The following is a 24,816-nucleotide window of genomic DNA, read 5'->3' on the forward strand; positions in this document are numbered from 1 at the left end:
CGTGAATCCGATGGACCTGACTATTCGGAGCAGTCGTGTTGTTTTGCCGGACGGTGTCGGTGCGGCGGCGGTGCGGGTTGCGGATGGAAAGATAATTGCTGTCGAGGACTACGACCAAGCACGCGGTGGCGAGGTGTTCGACGCGGGGGATTCGGTGGTGATGGCGGGGCTTGTCGATGCGCATGTGCATGTTAATGAGCCGGGGCGGACGGAGTGGGAAGGTTACGAGACGGCTACGCGGGCGGCGGCGGCGGGCGGGGTGACGACGCTGGTGGATATGCCGCTGAATTCGATTCCGCCGACTACGACGCTTGCGGGGTTGGAGGAGAAACTGGCGGCGGCGGACGGGCAATGCACGGTCGATGTCGCATTCTGGGGTGGCGTGGTGCCGGGCAATACGGCGGAACTTGCGCCGCTAGTGACACGCGGCCTGCGCGGGTTTAAGTGTTTTTTGATCCATTCGGGCGTTGATGAGTTTCCGCACGTGAGCGAAGACGATCTGCGTGAGGCGATGCCCGAGCTGGCACGTCTCGGCAGCGTTCTTTTGGTGCACGCCGAGGTCGCGGGGCCGATAGATGCGGCGGCTCAGGAGTTGGCGAACGACGATCCGCGGGCGTATGAAACTTTTCTCAGGTCGCGGCCCCGTGAGGCTGAGAACGAGGCTATCGCGATGATGATCGGCCTTTGCCGCGAAACCGGCTGCCGCGTGCATATCGTGCATCTGTCGTCGTCGGACGCCCTGCCGATGATCCGCGAAGCCAAATCGGAAGGCCTGCCGCTCACCGTCGAGACGTGCCCGCATTATTTGACGTTCGCGGCCGAGGATATCGCCGACGGCGCGACGCACTTCAAATGCTGCCCGCCCGTGCGCGAGCGCGAAAACCGCGAACTGCTCTGGGCGGCGATTGCCGACGGCACCATCGACATGGTCGTCTCAGATCACTCGCCCTGCACGCCCGCGCTGAAACTGCTCGAACGCGGCGATTTTCTCGACGCCTGGGGCGGCATCTCGGCACTGCAGTTCGGATTGCCCGTGATGTGGACGAACCTTTCTTCGCGCGGCTTTGGACTCGCCGATCTTTCGCGCCTCATGTCCGAGCGAACGGCGCAGTTCGCCGGACTCGGCAACCGCAAAGGCAAACTCGCCGCCGGCTACGACGCCGACATCGTCATATGGGACCCCGAAGCGGACTTTACCGTGCGGCCGGAGTTGATTCATCATCGCCACAAACTGACGCCGTACGACGGCATGCATCTCAAGGGACTTGTCGATTCAGTTTACGTTAGGGGCACTCGCGTCTTTGGAAAGGACGCGTTTTCGCATACAATCGCGGGGAACCTTATCACCTGAAAAAGGAGGTCACTATGACCAAGATCAATTTTGGACGCCTGTTCATCGGCGGGCTGATCGCGTCAGTATTGCTGTTTCTGAGCGACGGCTTCCTGCACGAGAACATCGTCAAGCAGTATTGGGAATTCCTGTATCAGGGACTCGGTACGCGAATGCCGTCGGAAAGCCATGCGATCTCGCTGGTCTATTTCTTTATTTTTGAATTAGGCCGCGGATTTCTCGCGATATTTCTGTATGTCCTGATGCGTCCGTTTCACGGGCCGGGGCCGAAGACGGCGATCATCGCAGCGATCGTTGCCTGGATCACGTGCTCGATCACGGGGCCAGCGGAATTCATTCCGCTTGGATTTTACGGCCGCCGCATGTGGCTGATAATCGCGGGATACCAATTGGTGACGTCGATCGTCGCAAACCTGCTGGCCGCGTGGATCTATCGCGACCCGGCTACGACGGTGACACCTGCTGACGCGACATGAGCGATTTTACACAACTGGTCGATCTCGCTTCTGAAAAGCTCGGCGGCACGGTGTTGTTTGCCAATGACGATTTTTTTGCGGCGAAAGAGAACCTCATCAAACCGCACGCCGCCGAGTGGAAAGAGGGCCTTTACACCGACAACGGCAAATGGATGGACGGCTGGGAAACGCGGCGGCGGCGTTCACCGCGACTGGATGAGCCGTTCGACTGGTGCATCATCCGTCTCGGAATGCCGGGCGAGATCAAAGGCGTCGTGGTGGACACGGCGTTCTTTCGCGGTAATTTTCCTTCGCACTGCTCGCTCGACGCCACGACGGTCGATAGCAATCCGCACCTCGACGACCTTCATAACGCCGACTGGAAAGAGATACTACCGCTGTCGGATCTGAACGGCGATTCGCAGAATCGGTTTGAGATCGATGGCACCGGTCGCGTCACGCATCTGCGGTTCAAGATCTACCCCGACGGCGGCGTCGCGCGGCTGCGTGTTCATGGACATGTGATGCCCGACTGGGAGGCCCTGCGAAGGCGCGACAGCGAGATCGACCTCGCGGCGGCCGAGAACGGCGGCGATGTCACGCACGCGTCGGACGAATTCTTTGGCCACCGCCAGAACCTCATCATGCCCGGCCTCGCCCGCGATATGAGCGACGGCTGGGAATCGCGACGCCGACGCGGCCCCGGCCACGATTGGTGCGTTGTTCGACTCGGAAACGCCGGGAGCATCACGCGCGTCGAGGTCGATACGTCTTATTTTCGCGGCAATTATCCCGAAAGCTGCACGCTAGAGGGCGGTAACGGCAGCGAATGGCGCGAGCTCCTGCCGATGACGTCTCTGCAAGCACACACGCGGCATGTATTCAATGACGTGGCCGATCTCGGTGCCGTGACGCATTGTCGATTTAACATTTACCCCGACGGCGGCGTCAGTCGCCTGCGCCTGTTTGGACGGATCGCTTGAGCTTTCACGTTTACAAGAATCTGGCCGAACTGAACGAGCTTGCAAACGAGGCGGCTGAGGCAGCATTTCTCGATTGCTGCGGTTCTCGCGAGTGGGCGGCTCGAATGACGGCATCGCGGCCGTTCGCTATGCTTGAAGACCTGTTCGAAACAGGTGAGCGGACATGGTTCTCGCTCCCGATCAACGACCACCTCGAAGCCTTTGCCGCCCACCCAAAGATCGGTTCGACAAAAGCCGCAGCATCCCAAAAGAAACGCGCCGCCGACTGGTCAGCGGGCGAACAGTCAGGGGCAGCAGACGCGACCGACGATGTGAAACAGCAACTCGCCGAGGCCAACCGCTTGTATCAAGAGAAGTTCGGATTTATATTTATTGTCTGTGCTACCGGAAGATCGGCCGACGAGATGCTGGCAATTTGCCGGGCACGCACACGCAATTCTGTCGAAACCGAATTGAAGCTCGCCGCGATCGAGCAATGGCAGATAACCGAGATACGGCTTAATAAGCTATTGGAAAAATGAGCGCAATCACGACACACGTACTCGACACGACATCGGGCAAGCCCGGCGCAGGAATTCCGGCCGTGCTTGAGCGAAAAACGCACACTTCCGGCTGGCAGGCAATTGCCGAGGGAATTACCGATGTGGACGGCCGCATCAACGACTTTCTCTCAACGCGCGAGGCCTTTTTGCCTGGACACTATCGGCTGATATTCGAGATCGGGCCGTATTTCCTGCTGCAGAATATCGAGTGCTTCTTTCCGCAGGTGACAGTGAGTTTTGTCGTCAAGGACACTGTCCAGCACTATCACGTGCCGCTGCTGATGAGCCCATTCGGCTACTCGACCTATCGCGGAAGCTAATGTATGGCGGCTCGCATCGTCAAGGACAATTACGGCAAATCGCGCGTCCGCCTGCTCAAGGTCGATAAGCGTTCGCCCCGTCACGAGATCCAAAGTCTCACGCTAGCGATCGCGCTAGAGGGCGACTTTGACGCGATCCACACCGACGGCGATAACAGCCTCTGCCTGCCGACAGACACGATGAAAAATACCGTCTACGCCCTCGCCGGCCAGACGGATGAGATCGAATCGCCCGAGCAGTTCGGCCTGCGGCTCGCACGGCATTTCCTGTCGAATTGCGACCACGTTAGCCGGGCACGGATCGATATCAACGAACACTCGTGGAAGCGGATGAAGTTCAACGACGCCGAGCACGACCACTCGTTCATCCGCGGCTCAAAAGAGAAACGGACGGCAAAGATCGATGTCACCCGCGACGCCGAAAGGATCGAATCGGGCGTCGAGGACCTTGTCGTTCTCAAGTCGGCACAGTCGGGTTTTGTCGGGTTTATCAAGGATTCCTACACGACGCTGCCCGAGGTCGGCGATCGCATTTTGGCGACATCGATCAAGGCAAATTGGCGATATGGCAAGGTTGAGGACGCAACTGATGACGTTTTTCAGGGCATCCGGCGAACGATACTGAGGGTTTTTGCCGATCACGACAGCCTTTCGGTTCAGCACACGCTTTATGCCATCGGCGATGCTGTGTTGACCGAATTCGCGCAGATCTACGAGATCGCATTTTCGCTGCCAAATATCCATTGCCTGCCCGTCGACGTCTCAAAATTCGGTGTCGAGGACAAGAACTGCATCTTTATCCCGACTGACGAACCACACGGCCTGATCGAGGCGCGAATGACCCGATAATCTATGAAAACCTCGCTCTCCGAAGCCTCGTTCGGCAAATTCTCCTCCGATCTGCGCACGACGTTGGCCGAATTCGCTCTTCGCTATCCAGGCGAATCGGGCAGGCGTCAGCCCGTCCACACGGTTTACGGCGGGGCACATCTGTTCAAGTCAGATACGACGGTAAAACTCGGACAGCTTGCGGTGCGATCGTTCGAGGCATTTGCGCCGGATGCCGATGTTTTTGGTGGAGCCCTCGATCTGCCGGTCGCGTTGCGTGAGACCATTCATGCGCGGGTTCGCGATAAGCTCGGCCGCGAGGCCGTCGAGGATTTTCGCATCGACTTTGAGGACGGCTATGGCACGCGCAGTGATGCTGAAGAGGACGGGCACACCGTTGCTGCCGCCGAGGAAGTCGCAAAGGGCATGGCCGACGGCACGCTGCCGCCGTTCATCGGTATTCGGATAAAGACGTTTAGTGAGGAGCTGCACGCACGGGCTATTCGCACACTCGATATTTTCCTGACAACGCTGCTCGACCGAACCAGTGGCAAGCTGCCCGACAATTTTGTCATCACGCAGCCAAAGATCGTCACGCCAGCACAGGTCACGACACTGGTCGATATCCTTGACGAGATTGAGCCAAAGCTTGGCCTCGCGGCGGGCACACTCAAAATGGAAATGATGATCGAGACGACGCAATCGATCATCGCTGCTGACGGCTCTTCAGGCTTGCCAAAGATGCTCGATGCCGCTCGCGGCCGCTGCGTGGCGGCGCATTTTGGAACGTACGACTACACCGCCAGTTGCTCGATCACGGCCGCGTATCAAGACATGCTGCATCCGGCGTGCGATTTTGCCCGCCACATGATGCAGGTCGCATTCGGCGGCACCGGCGTATGGCTTTCGGACGGTGCGACAAACATAATGCCCGTCGCCCCGCATCGCGGCGATAATCTCTCGGCCGAGCAGATCGCGGAGAACAACGGCGTCGTTCACCGCGCGTGGCGACTGCACTACGACCATTGCCGCCATTCGCTCGCAAACGCCTATTACCAGGGCTGGGACCTGCATCCCGGACAACTGCCGACACGTTACGCGGCGGTGTTCACCTTCTTTCTCGAAGGGCTCGACGCCGCCAGCGAACGCCTGCGTAACTTTGTCGAGAAAGCCGCCCAGGCGACGCTCGTCGGCGATGTTTTTGACGACGCCGCGACGGGCCAGGGCTTGTTGAATTACTTCCTCCGGGCGATCAACTGCGGTGCGATCTCAGAGGCCGAGGCTACGACGCGAACGAGCATCACATTGGACGAACTTCGCTCCGGCTCCTTCGTAAAGATATTAAGGAACCGGCAAGGGTGACCTTATGGATTTCTATTTCCTGCTATTTTCGCTCTTCTTTCCGCGGATCGTGATGATGGTGTATCTCTTCATGTTCCCCGAGCTGTTCCCTGCCAACGCCGTCCCGCAATGGGCCGATATTTTTCTCGGTATCTTTATGCCGCGCGTCCTGATTCTGATCTACATCTATCAGAACCTCGGCTACGAGAACATCTGGTTCGTCGCGCACCTTGCTGTCGCGATAATTGTCTATCTCGGCAGCGGCCGCAAGGCACGCGCACGCAGGCGGCGGGATGAGGCCTGATCGGCCTTGCAGCCTGATTCAGTCCTTTACGAGCTTCCTGAAACCCGTGTGCAGCGAAAATATCTCTGACGCCTGCAGCATGCCGTCGATGTCAAAGAGGAGAAATTCGATCGTCACGCTGCCGCTATAACGGATCTTGTTGCCTAGAAACAGGTTGCGCGTCTCGCGACGACTCCCGCCCGACGCCAATGAACGCAATTTAACGATACCGATACGCGAGTCCGCACCCTGGCGCAGAAAGCGGTCAAGCTTCTCAGCCCTCACAAGCTGCCTCAGGTCGCTGTACTGCTGCTGCGGCTGCGGCCGGTCGTCATCACCATCCGCGCTGTGTTCGTCCTGGCCGCCGACCTTCTCATTGGCTACGGCCAGTGACTGTAATTGGGCCTTTACGGTCCGGCCGCCTTCTATCAATGCGGCTATCATCTCCTGCTGCGCCGACGTGAGCTTATTTGCCCATGCCAGAAATCGGGTTACCTCAACGAGCGCCTGATTGATCTCAGAGACACGGAGCAGAATCGATTCCCGCCCCTCGCTCTCAAGGTCGTATTCCGGGACAAATGCCTTTGGATAAAGGACCCTTAGCCGGCTGTTCCCTTTCTTTAGCTCGCTCGCTATCGCCGCACCGAGCGCTTCGTCATCGACCGTATCAACGCTTTCGGTTATCGCCGTCTCGGTCCGGAACAGCGACAGCAGCTCGCCGACCGAACCGGCAAATGCGGTCGCGATCGTCGGAATACTGAGGCCCGCAGTGATCGGATCAAAGGCCTCTATCTTGATATCGCCCGCATTGGCTTGCCGCTGTGCCTCATCCTCAACTTTTTTTCGCCACGCCTCAAAGTTCTTTAGCGCGGTATCCGATTGGCTGCGGTAAACGCGGTATTTCGCCAGCGCCGTAAAATCTGTCTCATTGTGAATGACGATCCCTGCGTACTGCGACGTGATCGGACGAATGATCGGCTCGATCTGCACGGACAAGGCCTTGAGTGCCTCGTAGCTGAGCGACACGGTCTCGGCACTCGGCTTTGGGTCGTCGGTGAAGGTCGTCTTTGATTCCGGCACCTTGAGGCCCGTCACCTTGGGCAGTGCCTCCATGACCTCCTTCAGCCGCTGGTTGGCAAGCTCGCTCTTCGCCTTCTCGAATTCCTGCTGTTTCTTGAGCAGGTCGATCTGTTGCTGCAGTGCCGCCATCTGAGCGTCAGGTGAAAGCGGCGTGGGCGATGGCGTTTGAGAGAGAACGCAGGTTATCGGAGCAATGGTGATCGATAGGGAAAGGACAATTTTTCGAAACATCTGGCGACCTCCGATATCATGGAAAATACACCTTTACTCGTTGAGTATAACATGTGCGTCCGCACCGATCGTGACCTACGACCTCTTGTCCAGCAGGCCGACAAAACGCTCGAACAGGTATTCAGAATCATGCGGCCCCGGCGCCGATTCAGGATGGTACTGCACGGAGAAGATCGGCAGTGTCTTGTGCCGCAACCCCGCGACCGTATGGTCGTTGAGATTGATATGCGTCACCTCAACCTCGGCCGGGAGCGAGTCGGCATCGACGGCAAACCCGTGATTGTGCGCGGTGATCTCGATTCGCCCGGTTGTGAGGTCCTTGATCGGCTGGTTGCCGCCGCGATGGCCGAATTTAAGCTTAAAGGTGCTGCCCCCAAATGCTTCACCCAACAGCTGGTGCCCCAGGCAGATACCGAATATCGGCGTCTGTGAAGCCGCGAGTTTCTTTATTTCGCCGACGACATCCGCCATCGCAGCGGGATCGCCGGGTCCATTTGAGAGAAAGATGCCGTCAGGTTTGAGCGCTAGAACGGCGTCAGCCGACGTATTTGTAGGCACGACCGTCACGCGACAGCCGAACCTGGCAAACTCGCGCAAGCTATTCGTCTTCACGCCAAAATCGAATGTGACGATATGGTATTTCTCGTCGCCGGCGGCCGGATAGCAATAATCCCCTTCGACCGTTACAGAACTCGCCAACTCCCGAGCCGCCATTTCTGGCGACGCTAAAACCTTTTCCAGCAATACTTTAGGGTCAGCATTATCAGTTGAGATGCCCGCCCGCATCGCCCCCTTGTCGCGGATGTGCCGCACCAGGGCACGTGTGTCGATATGCTCGATGCCGACGATGTTGTTGTCGCGAAGATAATCCTGCAGCGACCCTGTCGAGCGAAAATTCGATGCGATCCGGCTCGCCTCGCGTACGACGAATCCCTCAACCCACGGCCGACGCGATTCGACGTCTTCGTCGTTGACGCCGTAGTTGCCGATCAACGGATACGTCATCGCGACGATCTGACCGGCGTAGCTCGGATCGGTCAGGATCTCCTGATAGCCGGTCATTGAGGTATTAAAGACCATCTCGCCGAATGACTCACCGGCTGCGCCGAATGAGCGGCCCCTAAACGCGCGGCCGTCTTCAAGCACCAATATCGCGCTCTTCATCGTCGTCAATTCTAACGCATAGAAGGCGAACTTCGTATCTGGACAGGATCGTTAGTGGAGGTCCGGCTGACCGCTCTTGATCTGAGGAGTGACGGACACGCTCGCGTCGTATTCGCCGTGTTCGAGAAAGCCCATATCCTGCGGCTTCCAATAGCGAAAAAAAGCTTTGCCGTAGATGTATTTTTCGGGCACGAGGCCCCAATACCTCGAGTCGGACGAGTTATCACGGTTATCGCCCATCACAAAATAATGATGCTCATCTACCTTCCTGACAGGATAGCTCGGGAGTGATCGGTTGTGTTCAGAATCGAGATATGGCTCCTTCAGTTCGACGCCATTGATCAGCACCTTGCCGCTGCGGACCTCGACCATCTCGCCCGGCAGCCCGATCACGCGCTTGACGTAGGATTTCTCAGGGTCGTTAGGATACCAAAAAACAACGATATCGCCGCGCTCGATATGGCCCCAACTGACCGATTGGATCTGGTAGTAGACCAGCTTATTGACAAGCAGCCGTTCGCCGTCCTGAAGCTGCGGCAGCATCGATGTGCCCTCGACAACTACGGGCTGGACAAAGAAAACACCGAAAAGGATAAAGACCACCACGATCAGGAATATGTCGCGAAAAAGCTTTAGCCCCTCGGAAAACAGACCCTGACGCGATTCGCGCTTTAACGACACAACCTCGATACCGGCGTCATCCGTCGGCGAGACAAAGCCGAAGTCAGAATGGTCTTTCTTGCCAAAATCCAACATAATCAAGACCGCGGGCGTCCTGCCGCCCTAATGTTAATAATCGGATTTAATCGAGAAGTTTGTCAAAAGAAATCTCTTAATGAACGATCACGTCCGCTCGCAATTCGCCTCGATCAGCCATCTGACTTATCTCAACAGCGCCGCCGTCTCACCATTACCCAGGAGCGCTGTCGAGGCTATCCAATGGCAGCTGAATGACGTATCGACCGCCGGCGGCCTCGGTTATCAGGGCTGGATCGATACCAAGAAACGTGCCCGCGGCCTGCTCTCCAACATGCTTGGCGTGCGTTCCGATCAGGTCGCATTTATGCGCAACACGTCGGACGGTCTTGCGACCATCGCGAATGGCCTTACATGGCGGCCGGGTGACAATATTGTCAGCTTTGCGGGGGAATTTCCGGCCAACTATTACGCCTGGCGTCGTATCCGCGACGAACAGGGCATCGAGCTTCGCCTCACTCCCGAACGCAACGGCCGCATCGATCTTGACGACTTGATCTCGATGATCGACAGCAACACAAAGGTCGTAGCGATCAGCTCGGTGCAGTACGCCTCCGGCTTTCGTGCCGACCTCGAACGTATCGGCCGCGCGGCCCGTGCGGTCGATGCCCTGTTTTGCGTTGATGTCATTCAGGGCCTCGGCGCGCGTCGTTACGACCTGCCCGCCCAGTTCGTCGATGCCGCCGGCGGGGCCAGCCACAAATGGCTCTGTGCTCCCGAAGGCTGCGGCTTTCTCTATCTATCCGACCGTGCCCGCGAACGTGTCAAACCGACGCTCGTCGGCTGGATCAGTGTGGAAACGCCTTGGGATTTTGACGACCGCGAACAGCCATTCAAACCGACCGCCCTCGCATGGGAAAGCGGTACAGGCTGCTCGTCGCTCTTCTATGGCCTCGAGCAAAGCCTAAAGCTCCTCACCGAAAGCGGCCTTGACAGTATCGAGCAATACATCGGCACCTTGACCGACGAGCTCTGTGCCGGCCTCGCCGCCAAGCCCTACGACATCGTCAGCTCTCGCGAACCCGGCGAGCGATCCGCCATCGTCTGCATCCGCCACCGCAACGGCCTCAGTCCGGACGAGGTCACCACTCATCTTGAAGAACAGGGCATTGTCGTCTCGCCCCGGGCCGACCGAGTTCGCATAGCCACGCATTACTACAATGATGCGGGAGATATCGATCGATTCTTGGAAGCCCTGCCTCAGACCAACTGACGGACATCACCGATCCAACAGAGATGATTCGAGTATTTTGTTTGACTGACGTTGTTAAAAAACTTCGCGTCGGCCGTCACGAATTGGATATCCAGTGCTAAAGCCAAAGTCAGATACATCCAGTCGTAAACCGTTTGACGTGTTTCCATCGCACATTTCACGGCTTCCTCGACCAGTGGTTGATGAGAGTGTAAAACTAATTCCCTATCTATGTCTGATTCTCTGAGGATTCTCAACACCTGACTCTCGTCAAGCTCACCTCTCGAATACTTCTTCCAAAGGATATTCCCGATCTCGGCGAGAATAAGTTGAGGGGCGTGGAGGTCAAATGAGTCATCGGTCAAATACTCTGCTTCTTGAGCAAAATCTGTTTCGGCGACATACCACTTTATTAGAACGCTCGCATCGATAACGATTCTCATCGGTCGCGATCCTCACGCAGAAGGAGCGCGGAATCAGTCTGCTGTCGCCCAGACCGTGCGATCGACTCACGTATCCTTCTCGCCACTTCACGTCTGCTCAATGTGGACGTTCTTGTTGAAGCCTCGGTGAGTATGCTCTTCACCTCGGCCTGCAATGACCTGTTTTCCCGGTTTGCGCGCGCCTTCAATCGTTCGATCACCGATGGTTCCAGACCTCTGACTAATACATCAGGCATGAATACTTCCTCCACTCAAGAATGCTATCAGATTGATAGCAAGCATTCAATTACTATTCTTTGAGTAGTTTTTCGGAGGTAAAGCCGTCCAGATTGAGCCGCGTCATGCCGCCGGCGTCAGAGAACGTCGCGAGATGTGCCCGCCGTTTTTGGCTAAACCGAAAATAAACAAGCCCAACGATCACGCCGCCGATCAACGCCACACCGATGCCGATCGTGATCACAAGCACCGTCGAGATAAAGATATCGGTCGTCGTCAGAACGAACGCCCGCTCGGCTGAGATGCGAAACGGATTGTTCCCGAGCCATTGTATCTGCTTCTCGTATCTGACCTGATCGAGCAACGCCTCGGCCTGTCCGCGATCGGCAGCATCGAACACCATCGCGTTATAATTGCCGATCCGCCGATATGCCGTGGAATCATCGCCTGCGAGAAAGCCGCTGAACTTGGCATCGGCGTCAGATGACCCTTGCGGCGATGTAAACTCAACAATGAGCAGCCGGCCCGCGGGATATGCCGCGGTCACGGCCTCGGTCCCCGCCGTCCAGTCGATCAGATCGAGCACGGGCCGCTCGCCGAGTGACGCCTTTAGTTCAGCCGTAGTATGTGCAAAGACAGTTGTCGGCCGCACAGCTTCCCAGTCGGGCAGGTGTTTTACGAGCACGGGAATGCCGTCGACCTCAGAAACCTCGAGGCTTCGTGACGCCGGCCCGTTCGCATCTTGAGCAAATGTCGAGGCGGCCGCCAAACACAGCAGCAACACAGCCCCTTTCACCTTGAGTGATCCCGCGAACATACCTATTTAGACACCTGCGCCACGATAGAAGTGTCGATTCTACCATTACAGACGCCAAAAACGACCTATCCGCAAGCGCACGAAATGGTATACGAATTAACGCACGTGCCGCATGCGAGGCGCTAAACGAATCTGTCCTTTGATGAACGGCGAAGATATGAATATGCCTGAAATAATCGCATCTTTTGCGGCTGCAAGGCGTGAATTACTGCATCGTTCATGTTGTTGATGAGTGTGGCACGGCGTTTGAAGTTATCCTGGCGGGGAGGGAAATAAAATGACTACAGAGACCTTAAACTTTCCGGTGTTCCGCAGCGAGCAGGGTGTGAGTTCGGACGAGGTCAAATTCTTTCTCGACGGTTCGATCGCCGACGTCGAAAAGGCCGATGACAAACAATTGGCACGTGCTGCCTCAAATGGCGACATCGGCTCCTTCGAGGAGCTCTACAAGCGGCACCACAGGCGTGTCTATTCGATCTGCCTCAGGATGCTGCAAAACACCAGCGAGGCCGAAGACCTGACGCAGGACGTTTTCATCCAGCTCTATCGCAAGATCGGCTCGTTCCGCGGCGACTCGGCATTCACGACGTGGCTCCACCGCATGACCGTCAACCAGGTGCTGATGCACTTTCGCAAACGGTCGGTCAAGCTTGAAAAAACGACCGAAGAAGGCGAAACGCCCGACCAGGTCGTGACCGGCACCGGCGACCCGCACAAGATGCAGATCGTCGATAAGATCGCCCTCGATAACGCGATCGAGCAGTTGCCGACCGGCTACAAGAGCGTCTTTGTCCTGCACGACGTTCAGGGCTTTGAACACGAAGAGGTCGCCCGAATTCTCGGCTGCTCCGTCGGCACCTCAAAGAGCCAGCTTCACAAGGCCCGGCTCAAGCTGCAGAAGCTGCTCAAAAAGAAGGCCAACCCACGCCTCGTCAGCGTTGACGCGTAGCGTCGGCAGCCGGTCCGCTTCAGCAGCCCGCCGGTGTCCGTAGCCCGCCCGTAAGGAAGGGCGCCGACACCCGCGGCTCAGCCCGGCAGAAAAATATTCAGGATCATAACCAAAAAGGCTTTCCCATCCGGGAAGCCTTTTTCGTTTCGTCGGATGGCGTACAGCATGCCTGCAACTCCCGCCGGACCGTAGGCCCTGCCCGTCCTGTCACCGAAGGTGACAAATCCAATAGCGCAGGGTGACACCCTACGAAACCGACGCCCAAATTGACCCGTCCCTGTGTGGGACGAATAACCACCCGAGCGCAGTTACTCCCTTACAGGGAGCGAAAACGCTTGCACCATAAACCTGGGGTTTCTGGCACACAATCCGTGCCAGTGTTGCGGAAACGCCGCAACCGGCACCCCAGGCTACTAAAGTCGTCCACTTCAGGGACCCGGCACCAGCCCGTGTAGCGGGCGACATATATGCAGCCCCACGTGAAGCGTTTTTCGCGTAACGTGGGGAAGAGGTAACCACCGGATCGAGCGTGCGTAGCATGCGGCATATGCCGTGTGTTCCACACACTCGCGAACCTATAAACGCCCAACCCCACGTTCGCACATGGGGCTACCAATATGCCGTCTGCTCCGCAGACTCAAGAATTGCTGGCCTAACCCGCTTTGCCTTCAACGTCGGTGTCAAGATGCAAGCACCCGCCCGCGTCGCGGGCGGCATATATGATTGAGCCCAGAGACTGATGAAATAGCATCTGGAAAAAACCGTCGAGGACGGTGTAATATTTGTAGTCCACATCGCGAGATGTGGGATTCGTCCAAATATACCACTGAGCCGTCGACGACGGCGGCATAAAGTCACTATGGCACGCACGCACACAAATCTATTGAGTCACATTGTTTTCAGCACGCAAGGTTTTCTCCCGTTGATCCCAATTGAGATCCGCGCGGAGTTGTTTGCATATATCGGCGGACTCGTCCGGGAGCTAAAAGGCAAAGCGATAATCGTCAACGGCGTAGTCGATCATGTGCATCTGCTGATCCTGTTGCCGCCAACCGTATCTATCTCCGACGCAATGCGGTTCGTTAAAGCCAATTCATCACGCTGGATGAAAGAGCGGTTCGGGATCAAGTTCGCGTGGCAAAAGGGCTTCGGCGCATTTAGCGTGTCGCGGTCGAACGTCGATGCCGTCGCCAAATACATCAAGGACCAGGAACGCCACCACCATGAATTTGACTTCAAAACCGAATTCGTCTCGCTCTTGGACAAACACTGCGTGGATTACGATGAACGATATTTATGGGATTGATATGCCGCCGTTTTCAACGGCTAACACCATTGGCTTGACCTTCTCCCACAGTTCGCACTGTGGGCTACAAATACATCGTCGGCTCCGCCGACTTTAAAAAAGATAACTTACCCGGCGCGTTTTGGTTGCTCCGCTTCGGCGGCCTCGGCAGCGTCGTCGTCCGCAGGTCAGCACGTTTCCCAGAGGCATGCTCAATAGCCGCCTGAAGACCAGCCTTAAGATCCTCGAAAAATTCGTTGTGTGATTCGTCGGTCACTTACCTACGACCTCAGCCGGTTCCGGTTTACCAGCCTTTGTGACCGGTTCGAGGCGGTCGGCGAATTTCTTTTGATATTCGATGTAATGGTCGATAAGCCGCTTTGTGTCGTGGTCAAATCGGGCAGAGATCTTGTGCCTCACCTCGCGGATCCAAGCAATGCCGGGGTCTTCTTTTTCACGTTTCATACCAGGTCACGCAGGCACAAGTTCGGTCGCCGCAGGCAGGCGGCCGAGGACTATTTCGTTCATGGCGAGCTTTGTGCTGGCGTGGTCGATGTCGATGCCGACCAGGTTGCCCGCTTCGTCATAATCGAGCACTACGCCGTCAGACACCTCGCGGCTCTCGGCACTCGGCCTGTGCGAAAGATCGATATAGAGCGAATCGGTTTCCGGATAATAATTGATCTTCATTCGCTAAAGCTCCTGTCAGGAAACGCATTGTGGATCGTTAGTCCGTCGTCAAGGGTCACAACCCTCAAAACCCGGCCGTCTAACTCGTCAATCCTCGCCCAATAGCGTATCCGTTCGTCATCCTGCCGTTCGACACGGATCGCGTTCTCAATAAAAAATATACACCATTCCTTTTTGAGATAGTCTCGCTTTCGCAGCACCTCATTCTCGAAATAGGCGGTGAATTTGTATTCCGGCACAGTAGATGTTTATCACATTCGCCGAGTTAGTCGAAAGCCCAAGCGACGCGCGGGCAGGGTGCCCGCGTTCCGACGGAGGTGGCGGATACGGCGGAGATGGTGCGGGACAATACTCAGGTCGGACGCGGCCGAGTCGAGGGAGAATGGGACGTGAAATCTTAACGACGATAATCGAAATTAACGGGACAAGCGGGTGGTCTTAATCACACTGAATTTGTTGATACAGTTGCTGGAAAGTGTCGATACAAATGCGGGTTCTGTCGATACAATTTTAGGTCTTAGGTCTTAGGCCTGCCTAGCGCTACTGCCAACTGGCTCTCGACTGTCTCGCGGATCTCATTCAATGCCTCGGGCGAGTCGGCTTCGAAGCGGAGGACGAGGATGGCTTGGGTGTTTGAGGCTCGGACGAGGCCCCAGCCGTGGTCGAAGAGTATGCGTGCGCCGTCGATGGTTATCACCTCGTGCGTGGCCGTAAAGTGTTTGGCTACGCGATTTACGACGTCGAATTTGGCTTCGTCGGGGCAATCGACGCGGAGCTCGGGCGTCGAGAATGTGGGCGGCAGATCGGCGAGGAGTTCTGATAGAGGTTTGTCGGTCTTTGAGAGGATCTCGAGCACGCGGCAGGCAGCGTAGGTAGCGTCGTCAAAGCCGTAAAACCTGTCAGCAAAGAAGATATGGCCGCTCATCTCGCCGGCGAGGGCGGCATTCGTCTCCTTCATCTTTGCCTTGATGAGCGAGTGGCCGGCCTTCCACATTATGGCGTTGCCACCGTGCGAAGCGATGTCATCAAACAGCCGCTGCGAGCATTTCACCTCGGCGATGATCGTCGCTCCGGGTGTGTTTTGTAGGATCGCCCGCGAGAAAAGCACCATCAGTTCGTCGCCCCAGATGATGCGGCCAGTCTCGTCAACGACGCCGATGCGGTCGCCGTCACCATCGAACGCAATGCCCAGATCGGCTTTTGTTTCCAATACTTTAGCGATCGTGTCGGCGAGGTTCTCTTCGACCGTCGGGTCGGGGTGATGGTTGGGAAATGTCGAGTCGGGCTCGGTGTAGAGCTTGACCATCTCGACGCCCAACGCCTCAAAAACCGGCACCGCCGTGACGCCCCCCATGCCGTTGCCGGCATCGACGACGGCCTTGATTCGCCGGTCGCCGAGCGTGATCCGCGAAACGATATCGCGGCAGTATTCGGCGAGGACGTCGATGGTTTCAGCCTTCCCGAGTTGTTGGGGATCGGGCACGCTCGCTACCGCTCGTGTTTCCGCCTGTGCTATCTCTTTTATTTGTTGTATTTGCGAGCCAAAGAGGGCGGCTTTGCCGAGGCAGATCTTGAAGCCGTTGTGGTCGGGCGGATTATGTGAGCCGGTGATCATCACGCCGCCGTCCACGTCGCGTGTGAAGACCGTGTGATACAGCACCGGCGTCGGCACCATCCCGATCAGCACCGCGTCGCAGCCGACAGCGTTAAAACCGGCCGTCAGCAGCTCACAAAACCGCGGGCTGCTCTCGCGTGCGTCGTATCCGATGGCGATGCGCGTTGCTCTATTCTGCCGAAAAAACGTGCCGATCGCGCGGCCCAGGACGGCAACCGTTTCGTCCGTCAGATGCCTCCCGACGATGCCGCGAATGTCGTATTCTCTGAATATATGCGGGTCCATTGGTCGAGCTATATTCTCACAGCAAAGCCCGCCGTGAGGCAAATGCCCGTTTTTGCTATACTTCTGTGTTTACAGTTGGCAACAGACGGTGCCTCGCGCGCATCGAATTTTGTGCCTTTCAGTTCCCGGCTAGTATGAAGCGTTCTATCGGTTTATTCGCCATTTTGCTCTCGCTCGCGGTAGCTGCGGCCGCCCAGCAACCGTCGCCGACGCCGCCGGGTGACGATACAGGAGCGACCAAGGTCTTTGAGGTCCGTCTGCCTGTGACCGTAACGGACAAGAAACAGTTGATAACGGGCCTGGGTCGTAGCGACTTTCTTGTTTTTGAGGACGGCCAGCCTCAGGAGGTCACATTCTTCTCGGACGAAAAGACCAATCCACCCGTTTACGTCGGCGTCCTGATGGACACCTCTCCATCGACCGCCGGCAAGCTTGGATTCTCAAAGGAAGCCGCGGCAAACTTTCTATACTCGGTCGTCCGCCTTCGCAAAGACAAGGCCGCGTTCATGACCTTTGACCACGAGATCAACCTCGTCCAGGACTTTACCGATAAGCTTGATCTGCTGCAGCGGGCTGTCGACAAGGTCAAGAAGACCGGCTCGCAAACGGCCCTCTACGATGCTGTTTGGCAGTTTGCTGATGAGAAGCTCCGGAATGTTCCGGGCCGACGCGTGATCGTCGTGATCACTGACGGAGATGACACATTCAGCCGAGCCGACCTGAAGGATGCGATCGACCTTGCCCAACGGACTGAAACGACGATCTTTGGCATCTCCACCAAGGCCGGTTTTCTCGGCACTGTTCCCGGCGTTGATGCCGGCACGGTAAAGGACCGCGGCGACCGAACGCTCACGGAACTTTGCGAGCAGACAGGCGGAGAAGCCTTTTTTACCGGTGACATGCTCGCCCTCGAAAAAGCATTCAAGAAGATCTCTGACGAGCTTCGGACACAGTATCTGATCACGTACAAACCGGGTGACCAGAGCTATGACGGACGCACAAGAAAAATTGAGGTCCGTCTCGCCGACAAAGACAAGGCCGGCAAGTATAAGTTACGAACCAAAACGAGTTACCGGGCCATTCGCGACAGTCTGAAGTAGATTTTGCCATGCGTTTTTGGATTCAAGCCGCAATTTTTGGTCTTGTCGTGATAATAACGGCCGTCGGCTTTTTGCCGGTAGCCGATGCAAGACGCTCACAGCTAGACGTGCCGATAAACTGGGCAACTTCGCCCTCGCCGACGCCGCCTCCGATCGACGATGACGAGGTCATTAAGATCGATGCCGAGGTTGTGAATGTACTGTTCACCGCACAGGACAATAATAGGCGATTATTGACAACACTCAGGCAGGAAGATGTCAGGTTGCTAGAGAATGACCAACCTCAGGAGATCACCACGTTCTCGCGTCAGGTTGACTTGCCGTTAAGCCTCGCGATCCTGATCGACGTTAGCGCATCGCAGGAGCGCACGCTGCCGGAGGAAAAGGCTGCCGCGATCTCGTTTCTCGAGACCGTGATCCGGCCGTCGAAGGATGAGGTCTGCGTGATCTCATTTACCGGCGACGCAACGCTCGAGCAGGGCATGACGAATAACCTCGCCCGACTTCGCCGATCGATCGACAGTGTCCGGTTTGTTCCGCCATCAGGATATATTGGCGGCGGCGTCCTGGCTGGCGGCACGCCACCTATCTCGGGTGATAATCAAATGGCGCAGGGGTCTACGGCGATCTGGGATGCGATCTGGGTAACTTCTGATGAGATACTGGGGCCCGCACCGGAACGCACGCGGCGCGCGATCATTCTTCTCTCTGACGGAGTCAATACTTACGGAAAGAAGAAACTGGACGATGCGGTGCAGGCCGCCCTTCGATCCGAGGCGACGATATATTCAGTCGGTATCGGTGATGATTTCTATAGCGGCGTAGATAAGGGCACTCTGCGGAAGATCTCAGAGCGAACCGGCGGCCGAGCCTACTTTCCCCGTGATGAGCGTGAGCTCAGGGATGCCTTCCGGCAGATCCAGGATGAAATGCGGTCGCAGTATCTCATAGCCTACGAACCCTCAAATCAGCAGCGTGACGGTTCATATCGCCGTATTCAGGTTCAGATCGCGAATCCTCAGCTGGTGAAGGAGAAGGTAAAGCTCACCCATCGACAAGGCTATTTTGCGCAAACGGCAACAAAGAAATAGACGCTTAGTACCCATAGACCTCGAGCTTTCGGAACACACCGTTCTTTAGCTTCACGACATAGATTACGCCGTATTCAGCGTCAGGCAACTGGCGGAAGATCTCCTTTTGGGCGAATAAATTAGCAAGGAATGGAATCGTATTGCTGTGTCCGGCAATAAGGAAATGGCGGCGTTTGCTGGCGATGATATTCGTTACAAGTTCTACATGTTGGGCGGGGTCGTAGGTTTGTATCACCTTTTTTCGACGAGCGGCAACCTCCTCGATCGTCCGCCGGGCCCTCGCCGTCGACGTTGCAAACAGCACATATGGCCTATACCTTCTCACGGCCGCCTCAAGCCGCACGGCCCTGTCACGTCCCGCCGGTGAAAGGTCAGGATCGGGGTCGTCTGCGATCGTTGTGTCCTTCTCCGCGTGCCGGACGAGCACGATCGTCTTTGTTTGGCCATGGGCCAACCCGGCCAACAATAGCAGGAGAAGCGAGAAGGCCAGAAAGGCAAATATTTGAGCTTTCATAAGGCTTTTTGTTGTTGCGAAGCTGGAAGCAAATTTATCAAATTGGCCCGGCTTCTGCTAAACTCGCACAAACCACAAATCGGGACACGGGAGCGATCAAGATGAGCGAACAGGAAACAGGAAAACTGTCGGGTGACGACTACGAACGCGATATGGCGACTGACCTCGACGACAAGACGCCGGACAAACCACGCGGCATGGCCCTCCACACTAAGATCCTTCTTGGCCTCTTGGTGGGCGTCATTGCAGGAGTCTTAGCCAATCAGATATGGGGTGGTTCTCACCCAAACGTGATGTGGACAATAGCGAATATCACGCAGCCCATCGGCACGCTCTTTCTTAATCTCCTTTTGATGATCGTTGTTCCGCTGGTGTTCTCGTCGCTTATCGTCGGGATCGCTGGTATAGGCGACATTCGAAAACTCGGCCGCATTGGCATCAAATCGTTTGCATACTGCCTCATCATTTCTGCGATCTCGGTCGTGATCGGCCTCGGGTTGGCAAATACTATCCGGCCCGGCGAACGTCTCGCACCCGAAGTCAAGGCACAACTCGAACAGAGATACTCCAGCGACGCGGCGTCGCGTACCGAGGCACAGAAGAAAGCCGATGAGGCTGCAAAAAGTGATTCGCCGCTGATGCAAGCAGTAAAGACGATCGTACCCAAGAGTGTATTCAACTCGATCGCAGGTGAGAATCCGAACATGCTGCATATTATGTTCTTTGCACTTATGATCGGAGTGGCGATCACGCTGCTGCCGGCACCGGTATCCTCGCCGTTCGTCGCGGTGATGGATTCAGTCTTTGCAATAACATCAAAGATCATCGACATCATCATGAAGTTCGCTCCATACGCGGTAGCGTGCTTGATCTTCAGTAATATCGCGGTATTCGGACTTGAGTTGCTGCGATCGCTCGGGTGGTTCGTAGCGACGGTCCTGCTCGGCCTGGGACTGCACTTTTTTGGTGTCTATTCTCTTTCTGTCTGGTTCCTGTCGCGGATCAGTCCGATCGAATTCTTCAAGCGCGTCCGCACGGTGATCGTAACTGCGTTCTCAACCTCGTCTTCTAATGCGACACTGCCGACGGCACTGCGAGTGTCAAACGAGAACCTCGGTGTTCCCAAGGAGATAAATAGCTTTGTTCTCACTGTTGGGGCGACCGCAAACCAGAACGGCACGGCACTCTACGAGGGCGTGACAGTGCTCTTCATCGCACAGTTGGCCGGCGTTCCGCTGACGCTCAGCGTGCAACTCATGGTCGTTTATATGGCAATTCTCGGTGGTATCGGAACGGCGGGCGTTCCGTCGGGCTCGATCCCATTCATCATCGGCATTCTCGCCATGATAGGTATCGACCCGGCCCTGATCGCAATTATCCTCGGCGTGGACAGGATCCTCGATATGTGCCGCACGACGTTGAACGTAGTTGGCGACATTACGGCCGCAACGTTTGTCGCCAGGAGCGAAGGCCACGAATTACTTCGAACGTCTGAGAGTGCAGGGATCGGTTAAGGTATGTTTCCAATTGGTGATGACAATTCTGACCGGAGGATCACGCCAGTCGTCAATTGGGCGATAATTGCGGTCAATGTTCTGGTCTTTCTTTTGCTGCAGCAACTCGGGAGCAACGACGGATTCTCATACGCGTTCTCGCTTGTTCCGAGGGAGATCACTACCGGTACTGATCTGACGGGTGTCCAAGTCATTCGTGACTCATTCGGCAACATCGGCCAGGTGACGCATTATGCCACGCCGCTGCCCGTATACTTCAATTTCCTAAGCTCGATGTTCATGCATGGCGACATCATGCACATTTTCGGGAACATGATGTTTCTGTTCGTGTTCGGCGACAATCTTGAGGATGTGCTCGGGCACATTCGCTATTTGCTGTTCTATCTCGTGTGCGGTGTTGGTGCAGCCATTGCGCAGATCGCAATGGACACGAGTTCGATAATACCGATGCTCGGCGCATCAGGGGCTATATCAGGAGTTCTTGGCGGCTATCTCTTGCTGTTTCCGCGAAACGAGGTTCGAGCGATCGTCTTTAATTTCCTAACAACAATACCAGCCTATGTGGCCCTCGGCGTGTGGATCGTTTATCAACTTGTCGTCGGATATCTCACACCCGCAGGAACCGGCGGCGTCGCATATGCCGCCCATATCGGCGGATTTGTCGCAGGATTAGCTCTGATCAAGATTTTTGCGATCGGCCGGCGGCGAGCATCACTTCCCGGCCAGCAGCCTTGAGATGAATTCGCGGTCGTCGAACCCGCCAAATATACCGAATCTGACAACAACCAAATCATGTGACGGAATGATGTAAAGCCGTTGGTTCCCTGCTCCGGCAGCCATATAGACGTCGGGAATCTCGCTTACCTTCTTCATGCCGATATCACCCGAGATGCCCGGGCGAGAACCGCCCGACGGCCCGATCCCGTCAGCGTTCAGCCAAAAGGTCAACCCGTAGGCGGGATTCGCATTGGAGCCGATCAGGAGTTCATCGAGTAATTTTGCACTGACGATCTGCTTTCCTTTCCATTTGCCGCGATCCCGAAGCAGCACGCCGAACTTTGCCCATTCGCTCGCCCGCAAGACCAGGCCCTGCGGCAGCAGCGGTTGATCATCGAACGATCTCCAGTGCGAAACATTCATGCCTATCGGGTCAAGGATACGGCGTTTGAGATATGTCATAACCGTCTCCTTTCGCGACAGCAGCTTCCGAGTCATCACCTCCCCAAAGATCTGAAATGGCACAGGGCCATACTCAAAATGTGTGCCTGGTTCGTATGTCGCCGGTGACGCGATCGAATCGGCGTAAGTGGGAACAACCATGATCTGCCCTGCATCAATGCCGCTTGTCAGTGATAGAAGTTGGCGGATCGTTACCTTTGATCTACGGGCATCGTTCTTCCATTCGGTGATCGTATCCGCAACTTTCTCGTCATAACCCGAGATCAGCTTGTCGTCGATCGCGGCTGCACACATCACCCCTGAGAACGATTTCGTCCCACTCGCCAGCATCCATGGAATATCCTTGACAAGATCGAGAGCCGCATCCTCAAATACGACCTTCTCGCCCTTGATCACGAGCATCGATACGCCTTGGTTCTCGCGTGAATATTCTGCCGCGAGCCGAAATCTCTCGGCGTCGGGCACCATCGCCTGCCCGGCGACACCGCGAACGAGCAACAACGCAGAGAGCAATAAAAACACGGCCTTCTGACGGCTTTTCATCATTTACTGTCGCTGAAACTCGGGCGTGCCGAGCACCAGGCTCACAACCTTAAATACTTCTGGATCACCGCTCGGTTCGAGTAGCCGAACCTGTCGATTTCGACCGCCCTGCTGTCCACCCCGCATATTATCTACGGTCAACCCATCGTCCAACTCGGCCGGTGCTTTGACCTCCGGTAATGGTTGTGCGACCTGTTTGAGCAACGTTGCCCGCGTTGTCTGCGAGATGTCCCCATCAAGCAATTGTTCGATAGCTACGTCAAGCATCCGTCGCTTGTCTTTCGGATCGAACCCCCTGAGATCGACGCGAGTTCCGGGAATTCGGTTGCTTGCGATCGCAACGGCGAAATTTAACCTCTCGAGCAAAGCACCCGTATTCACCCAATCCTCAGCAGTGTCCGGATACCCGGTCGGGGCCTGATAGCCGTACGGCACCTCGCCTAGCTTCGTAAGCATTCCCAGCATTGCAGGGCCGCCGACAGTCTCAGCACCGAGCGCCCGGATCGAACTCACAGCAAGCTCAAACGGTGACTTGATCTTCGCTCTGTAGTTTTCAGGGGCAAAAAAATCCTTGTCCGTAAACAACGCCCTCAACGTTACCTTGATATCGCCCTTCGACTTGCTGAAGGCCTCCGCCACCCGGCCGACGAGTGCCTCGCTCGGGGTGTCGCTCACAAACTTCACTGCCAGTTTTCGCGCGATGAACTTCGCCGTTGATGGATGGGCAACTAGGATATCGATGACCTTCAGGCCATCTCCGACACCGCCTTCGTCCACTCTCTCGCCAAGGACAGTCTTTGCCCCGCCCTCGTGCCAGTTGCGGTTGAAATAGAATTCACCGCTCTCGATATCGTCAGGCACGCCCGCCATTCGCTGTAGGCGTGCGATCCGGCGGTTCTCCGTTCCGTTGATCTCGTTTGCAGCCGCGCTCCGATAACCGCGCGGGTCAGCGATCGTCCAGCCGGTAAAGCATTTGGCAACTTCGACGATGTCCTTCTGCGTATAGCCGCCGTCAACGCCAAGTGTATGGAGTTCCATCAGCTCGCGGGCATAATTCTCATTAATTCCGCGACGCTGTCGCGCCTGTCCGGGTTGTTGATCGCTCCGCATCTGCCGAATTCGTCCCTCGATCTCAGAATCAGTGGCACCGGTCTGTCGACGGATACGCTCTCGCATCTGCGGAGTCAACTGTCCGCCATTCCGCATAAACTGCTGTAACCGCTGTCCTTCGCGACCCTGACCACGAACTTGAGCGTTTGGCGACATCGATTCGAAATTATCGAGATAGAACAGCATCGCCGGGTGCTGTGCGGTACCGACGACAAGGTCTTTGAAATTGCCAAGGGCGTTCTTCCGAATGACGTCGCGTTCGTAGCTTGGAATATACCAACGGACAGCCGCCTTGCCGGCAAACACGTTAAAGTGGTTCTGCCAAAAATCGACCATCACCTCCTGAAGCTGCCGCTCGGAATACACGGCCCGCAGCACCCTGTTTGTCGAGATCTGTGGCAGCAGCGTATTCGCCGGTCTCAGATCGTATTTCTGGTAATACTCGCGAAGTTTTCGCTGGCGATCACGCCTCTCGGCCTCACCCATCTCGTCAACGTTCTGGGCGGGCTGTTGCCCGCGATTACCGCCTAATTGCCGCAACAGGGCGCCCGGATTCGGATATTTCGCAAAAAGTTCAGAGGTCGACAGGTTAAATGCCTCGAGATCTCTAACCTTGGCCTCCAAGACATCATCCTTGATCGACGCCGGATCGAGCTGTTGATCGATGAATTTCTGCAGGCCGATAGCCCTCACCTTATCAACCTCACCCGGTCGGGCACCGAAACCAAGCCGATTTAGCACATGAATGATCTTCTGTTCCTCCGTGAGCTTCGTATAGGCCCGTTTTTCGCCCTTTACCGAGATCACGGGAGCCAGTAAAACCGTCATGAGACCGGCGGCCGCAAGTTTGCGCGTCACCCTGTTATGCTTGTTCATAAAATCTGCCTCTCTAATAATAGCTATCAGATTAGATGCCGCGCATTATGTATTTGTCGAAGA

Annotated in this window: 27 protein-coding genes; 15 read left to right on the plus strand and 12 right to left on the minus strand. The window is 56.2% G+C overall.

What is annotated here, in order from left to right:
* The first annotated feature begins 1 nt into the window (after position 1).
* Genes allB through IPM59_01165 form a run of 8 tightly spaced genes read left to right on the plus strand, consistent with a single transcriptional unit; the run spans position 2 to position 6,124 of the window.
* Positions 2 to 1,351 carry an allantoinase AllB gene (allB, locus tag IPM59_01130; GenBank protein ID MBK9214197.1) on the plus strand — a complete coding sequence of 450 codons (1,350 nt, stop codon included), beginning with the start codon at positions 2 to 4 and terminating at the stop codon, positions 1,349 to 1,351.
* 14 nt (positions 1,352 to 1,365) lie between these two features.
* Positions 1,366 to 1,827: a hypothetical protein gene (locus tag IPM59_01135; GenBank protein MBK9214198.1), complete on the plus strand. Its 462-nt coding sequence runs from the start codon at positions 1,366 to 1,368 to the stop codon at positions 1,825 to 1,827.
* Entirely contained in the window at positions 1,824 to 2,789 is a 966-nt protein-coding gene (gene alc / locus IPM59_01140; GenBank protein MBK9214199.1) for an allantoicase, read from the plus strand. The genes IPM59_01135 and alc overlap by 4 nt, the downstream gene beginning before the upstream one ends.
* A gap of 20 nt (positions 2,790 to 2,809) precedes the next feature.
* Positions 2,810 to 3,310 (plus strand): 2-oxo-4-hydroxy-4-carboxy-5-ureidoimidazoline decarboxylase, encoded by a 501-nt coding sequence (gene uraD / locus IPM59_01145; protein ID MBK9214200.1) that lies wholly within the window; start codon positions 2,810 to 2,812, stop codon positions 3,308 to 3,310.
* Entirely contained in the window at positions 3,307 to 3,651 is a 345-nt protein-coding gene (gene uraH / locus IPM59_01150) for a hydroxyisourate hydrolase (GenBank protein MBK9214201.1), read from the plus strand. Before uraD ends, uraH begins: the two co-directional genes overlap by 4 nt.
* Positions 3,652 to 3,654: 3 nt before the next feature.
* The gene (pucL, locus tag IPM59_01155; protein MBK9214202.1) at positions 3,655 to 4,500 is read left to right on the plus strand and encodes a urate oxidase; all 846 of its coding nucleotides are present in this window, start codon (positions 3,655 to 3,657) and stop codon (positions 4,498 to 4,500) included.
* Positions 4,501 to 4,503: 3 nt separating this feature from the next.
* The gene (locus tag IPM59_01160; GenBank protein ID MBK9214203.1) at positions 4,504 to 5,841 is read left to right on the plus strand and encodes a phosphoenolpyruvate kinase; all 1,338 of its coding nucleotides are present in this window, start codon (positions 4,504 to 4,506) and stop codon (positions 5,839 to 5,841) included.
* A 4-nt stretch (positions 5,842 to 5,845) separates the two neighbouring features.
* Entirely contained in the window at positions 5,846 to 6,124 is a 279-nt protein-coding gene (locus IPM59_01165; protein MBK9214204.1) for a hypothetical protein, read from the plus strand.
* 18 nt (positions 6,125 to 6,142) lie between these two features.
* Here the strand turns inward: IPM59_01165 and IPM59_01170 are convergent, their stop codons facing one another.
* The 3 genes from IPM59_01170 to lepB form a co-directional block, all read right to left on the minus strand.
* A complete protein-coding gene (locus IPM59_01170; protein ID MBK9214205.1) occupies positions 6,143 to 7,414 on the minus strand; it encodes a hypothetical protein in 1,272 nt (423 codons plus the stop codon).
* A 75-nt stretch (positions 7,415 to 7,489) separates the two neighbouring features.
* The gene (gene carA, locus IPM59_01175) at positions 7,490 to 8,578 is read right to left on the minus strand and encodes a glutamine-hydrolyzing carbamoyl-phosphate synthase small subunit (protein ID MBK9214206.1); all 1,089 of its coding nucleotides are present in this window, start codon (positions 8,576 to 8,578) and stop codon (positions 7,490 to 7,492) included.
* Between the two features lie 51 nt (positions 8,579 to 8,629).
* A complete protein-coding gene (lepB, locus tag IPM59_01180; protein ID MBK9214207.1) occupies positions 8,630 to 9,334 on the minus strand; it encodes a signal peptidase I in 705 nt (234 codons plus the stop codon).
* A 79-nt stretch (positions 9,335 to 9,413) separates the two neighbouring features.
* Between lepB and IPM59_01185 the strand changes: the two genes are divergently transcribed.
* Positions 9,414 to 10,547 (plus strand): aminotransferase class V-fold PLP-dependent enzyme, encoded by a 1,134-nt coding sequence (locus IPM59_01185; protein ID MBK9214208.1) that lies wholly within the window; start codon positions 9,414 to 9,416, stop codon positions 10,545 to 10,547.
* On the opposite strand, the gene IPM59_01190 is transcribed toward IPM59_01185, so the two are convergent.
* Together IPM59_01190 and IPM59_01195 are read right to left on the minus strand one after the other, a co-directional pair.
* Positions 10,535 to 10,969: a type II toxin-antitoxin system VapC family toxin gene (locus IPM59_01190; GenBank protein ID MBK9214209.1), complete on the minus strand. Its 435-nt coding sequence runs from the start codon at positions 10,967 to 10,969 to the stop codon at positions 10,535 to 10,537. The genes IPM59_01185 and IPM59_01190 overlap by 13 nt on opposite strands.
* Positions 10,970 to 11,258: 289 nt before the next feature.
* Entirely contained in the window at positions 11,259 to 12,002 is a 744-nt protein-coding gene (locus IPM59_01195) for a hypothetical protein (protein MBK9214210.1), read from the minus strand.
* Positions 12,003 to 12,279: 277 nt separating this feature from the next.
* On the opposite strand from IPM59_01195, the gene IPM59_01200 reads away from it, so the two are divergent.
* Together IPM59_01200 and tnpA are read left to right on the plus strand one after the other, a co-directional pair.
* The gene (locus IPM59_01200; GenBank protein ID MBK9214211.1) at positions 12,280 to 12,951 is read left to right on the plus strand and encodes an RNA polymerase sigma factor; all 672 of its coding nucleotides are present in this window, start codon (positions 12,280 to 12,282) and stop codon (positions 12,949 to 12,951) included.
* Positions 12,952 to 13,810: 859 nt separating this feature from the next.
* Positions 13,811 to 14,257 (plus strand): IS200/IS605 family transposase, encoded by a 447-nt coding sequence (gene tnpA / locus IPM59_01205; protein ID MBK9214212.1) that lies wholly within the window; start codon positions 13,811 to 13,813, stop codon positions 14,255 to 14,257.
* 252 nt (positions 14,258 to 14,509) lie between these two features.
* On the opposite strand, the gene IPM59_01210 is transcribed toward tnpA, so the two are convergent.
* The 4 genes from IPM59_01210 to IPM59_01225 form a co-directional block, all read right to left on the minus strand.
* Positions 14,510 to 14,701, minus strand: a complete 192-nt coding sequence (locus tag IPM59_01210) for a hypothetical protein (protein ID MBK9214213.1) — start codon at positions 14,699 to 14,701, stop codon at positions 14,510 to 14,512.
* Positions 14,702 to 14,707: 6 nt separating this feature from the next.
* Entirely contained in the window at positions 14,708 to 14,926 is a 219-nt protein-coding gene (locus tag IPM59_01215) for a DUF2283 domain-containing protein (GenBank protein MBK9214214.1), read from the minus strand.
* Positions 14,923 to 15,165 (minus strand): hypothetical protein, encoded by a 243-nt coding sequence (locus IPM59_01220; GenBank protein ID MBK9214215.1) that lies wholly within the window; start codon positions 15,163 to 15,165, stop codon positions 14,923 to 14,925. Before IPM59_01220 ends, IPM59_01215 begins: the two co-directional genes overlap by 4 nt.
* 278 nt (positions 15,166 to 15,443) lie before the next feature.
* Positions 15,444 to 16,826: a phosphomannomutase/phosphoglucomutase gene (locus IPM59_01225; protein MBK9214216.1), complete on the minus strand. Its 1,383-nt coding sequence runs from the start codon at positions 16,824 to 16,826 to the stop codon at positions 15,444 to 15,446.
* Between the two features lie 134 nt (positions 16,827 to 16,960).
* Between IPM59_01225 and IPM59_01230 the strand changes: the two genes are divergently transcribed.
* A complete protein-coding gene (locus tag IPM59_01230) occupies positions 16,961 to 17,926 on the plus strand; it encodes a VWA domain-containing protein (protein MBK9214217.1) in 966 nt (321 codons plus the stop codon).
* Between the two features lie 8 nt (positions 17,927 to 17,934).
* Positions 17,935 to 19,017: a VWA domain-containing protein gene (locus IPM59_01235; protein MBK9214218.1), complete on the plus strand. Its 1,083-nt coding sequence runs from the start codon at positions 17,935 to 17,937 to the stop codon at positions 19,015 to 19,017.
* Positions 19,018 to 19,021: 4 nt separating this feature from the next.
* On the opposite strand, the gene IPM59_01240 is transcribed toward IPM59_01235, so the two are convergent.
* Positions 19,022 to 19,531: a histidine phosphatase family protein gene (locus IPM59_01240; protein ID MBK9214219.1), complete on the minus strand. Its 510-nt coding sequence runs from the start codon at positions 19,529 to 19,531 to the stop codon at positions 19,022 to 19,024.
* Positions 19,532 to 19,632: 101 nt separating this feature from the next.
* Between IPM59_01240 and IPM59_01245 the strand changes: the two genes are divergently transcribed.
* Positions 19,633 to 21,045 (plus strand): dicarboxylate/amino acid:cation symporter, encoded by a 1,413-nt coding sequence (locus IPM59_01245; GenBank protein MBK9214220.1) that lies wholly within the window; start codon positions 19,633 to 19,635, stop codon positions 21,043 to 21,045.
* A gap of 3 nt (positions 21,046 to 21,048) precedes the next feature.
* Positions 21,049 to 21,780: a rhomboid family intramembrane serine protease gene (locus IPM59_01250; protein ID MBK9214221.1), complete on the plus strand. Its 732-nt coding sequence runs from the start codon at positions 21,049 to 21,051 to the stop codon at positions 21,778 to 21,780.
* Here the strand turns inward: IPM59_01250 and IPM59_01255 are convergent.
* Positions 21,757 to 22,770 carry a serine hydrolase gene (locus IPM59_01255; protein ID MBK9214222.1) on the minus strand — a complete coding sequence of 338 codons (1,014 nt, stop codon included), beginning with the start codon at positions 22,768 to 22,770 and terminating at the stop codon, positions 21,757 to 21,759. The two genes, IPM59_01250 and IPM59_01255, sit on opposite strands and share 24 nt — an antisense overlap.
* Positions 22,771 to 24,753 (minus strand): DUF1800 domain-containing protein, encoded by a 1,983-nt coding sequence (locus tag IPM59_01260; protein MBK9214223.1) that lies wholly within the window; start codon positions 24,751 to 24,753, stop codon positions 22,771 to 22,773.
* Between the last annotated feature and the right edge of the window lie 63 nt (positions 24,754 to 24,816).

It is taken from the genome of Chloracidobacterium sp., assembly GCA_016715795.1.
Classification (GTDB): Bacteria; Acidobacteriota; Blastocatellia; order Pyrinomonadales; family Pyrinomonadaceae; genus OLB17.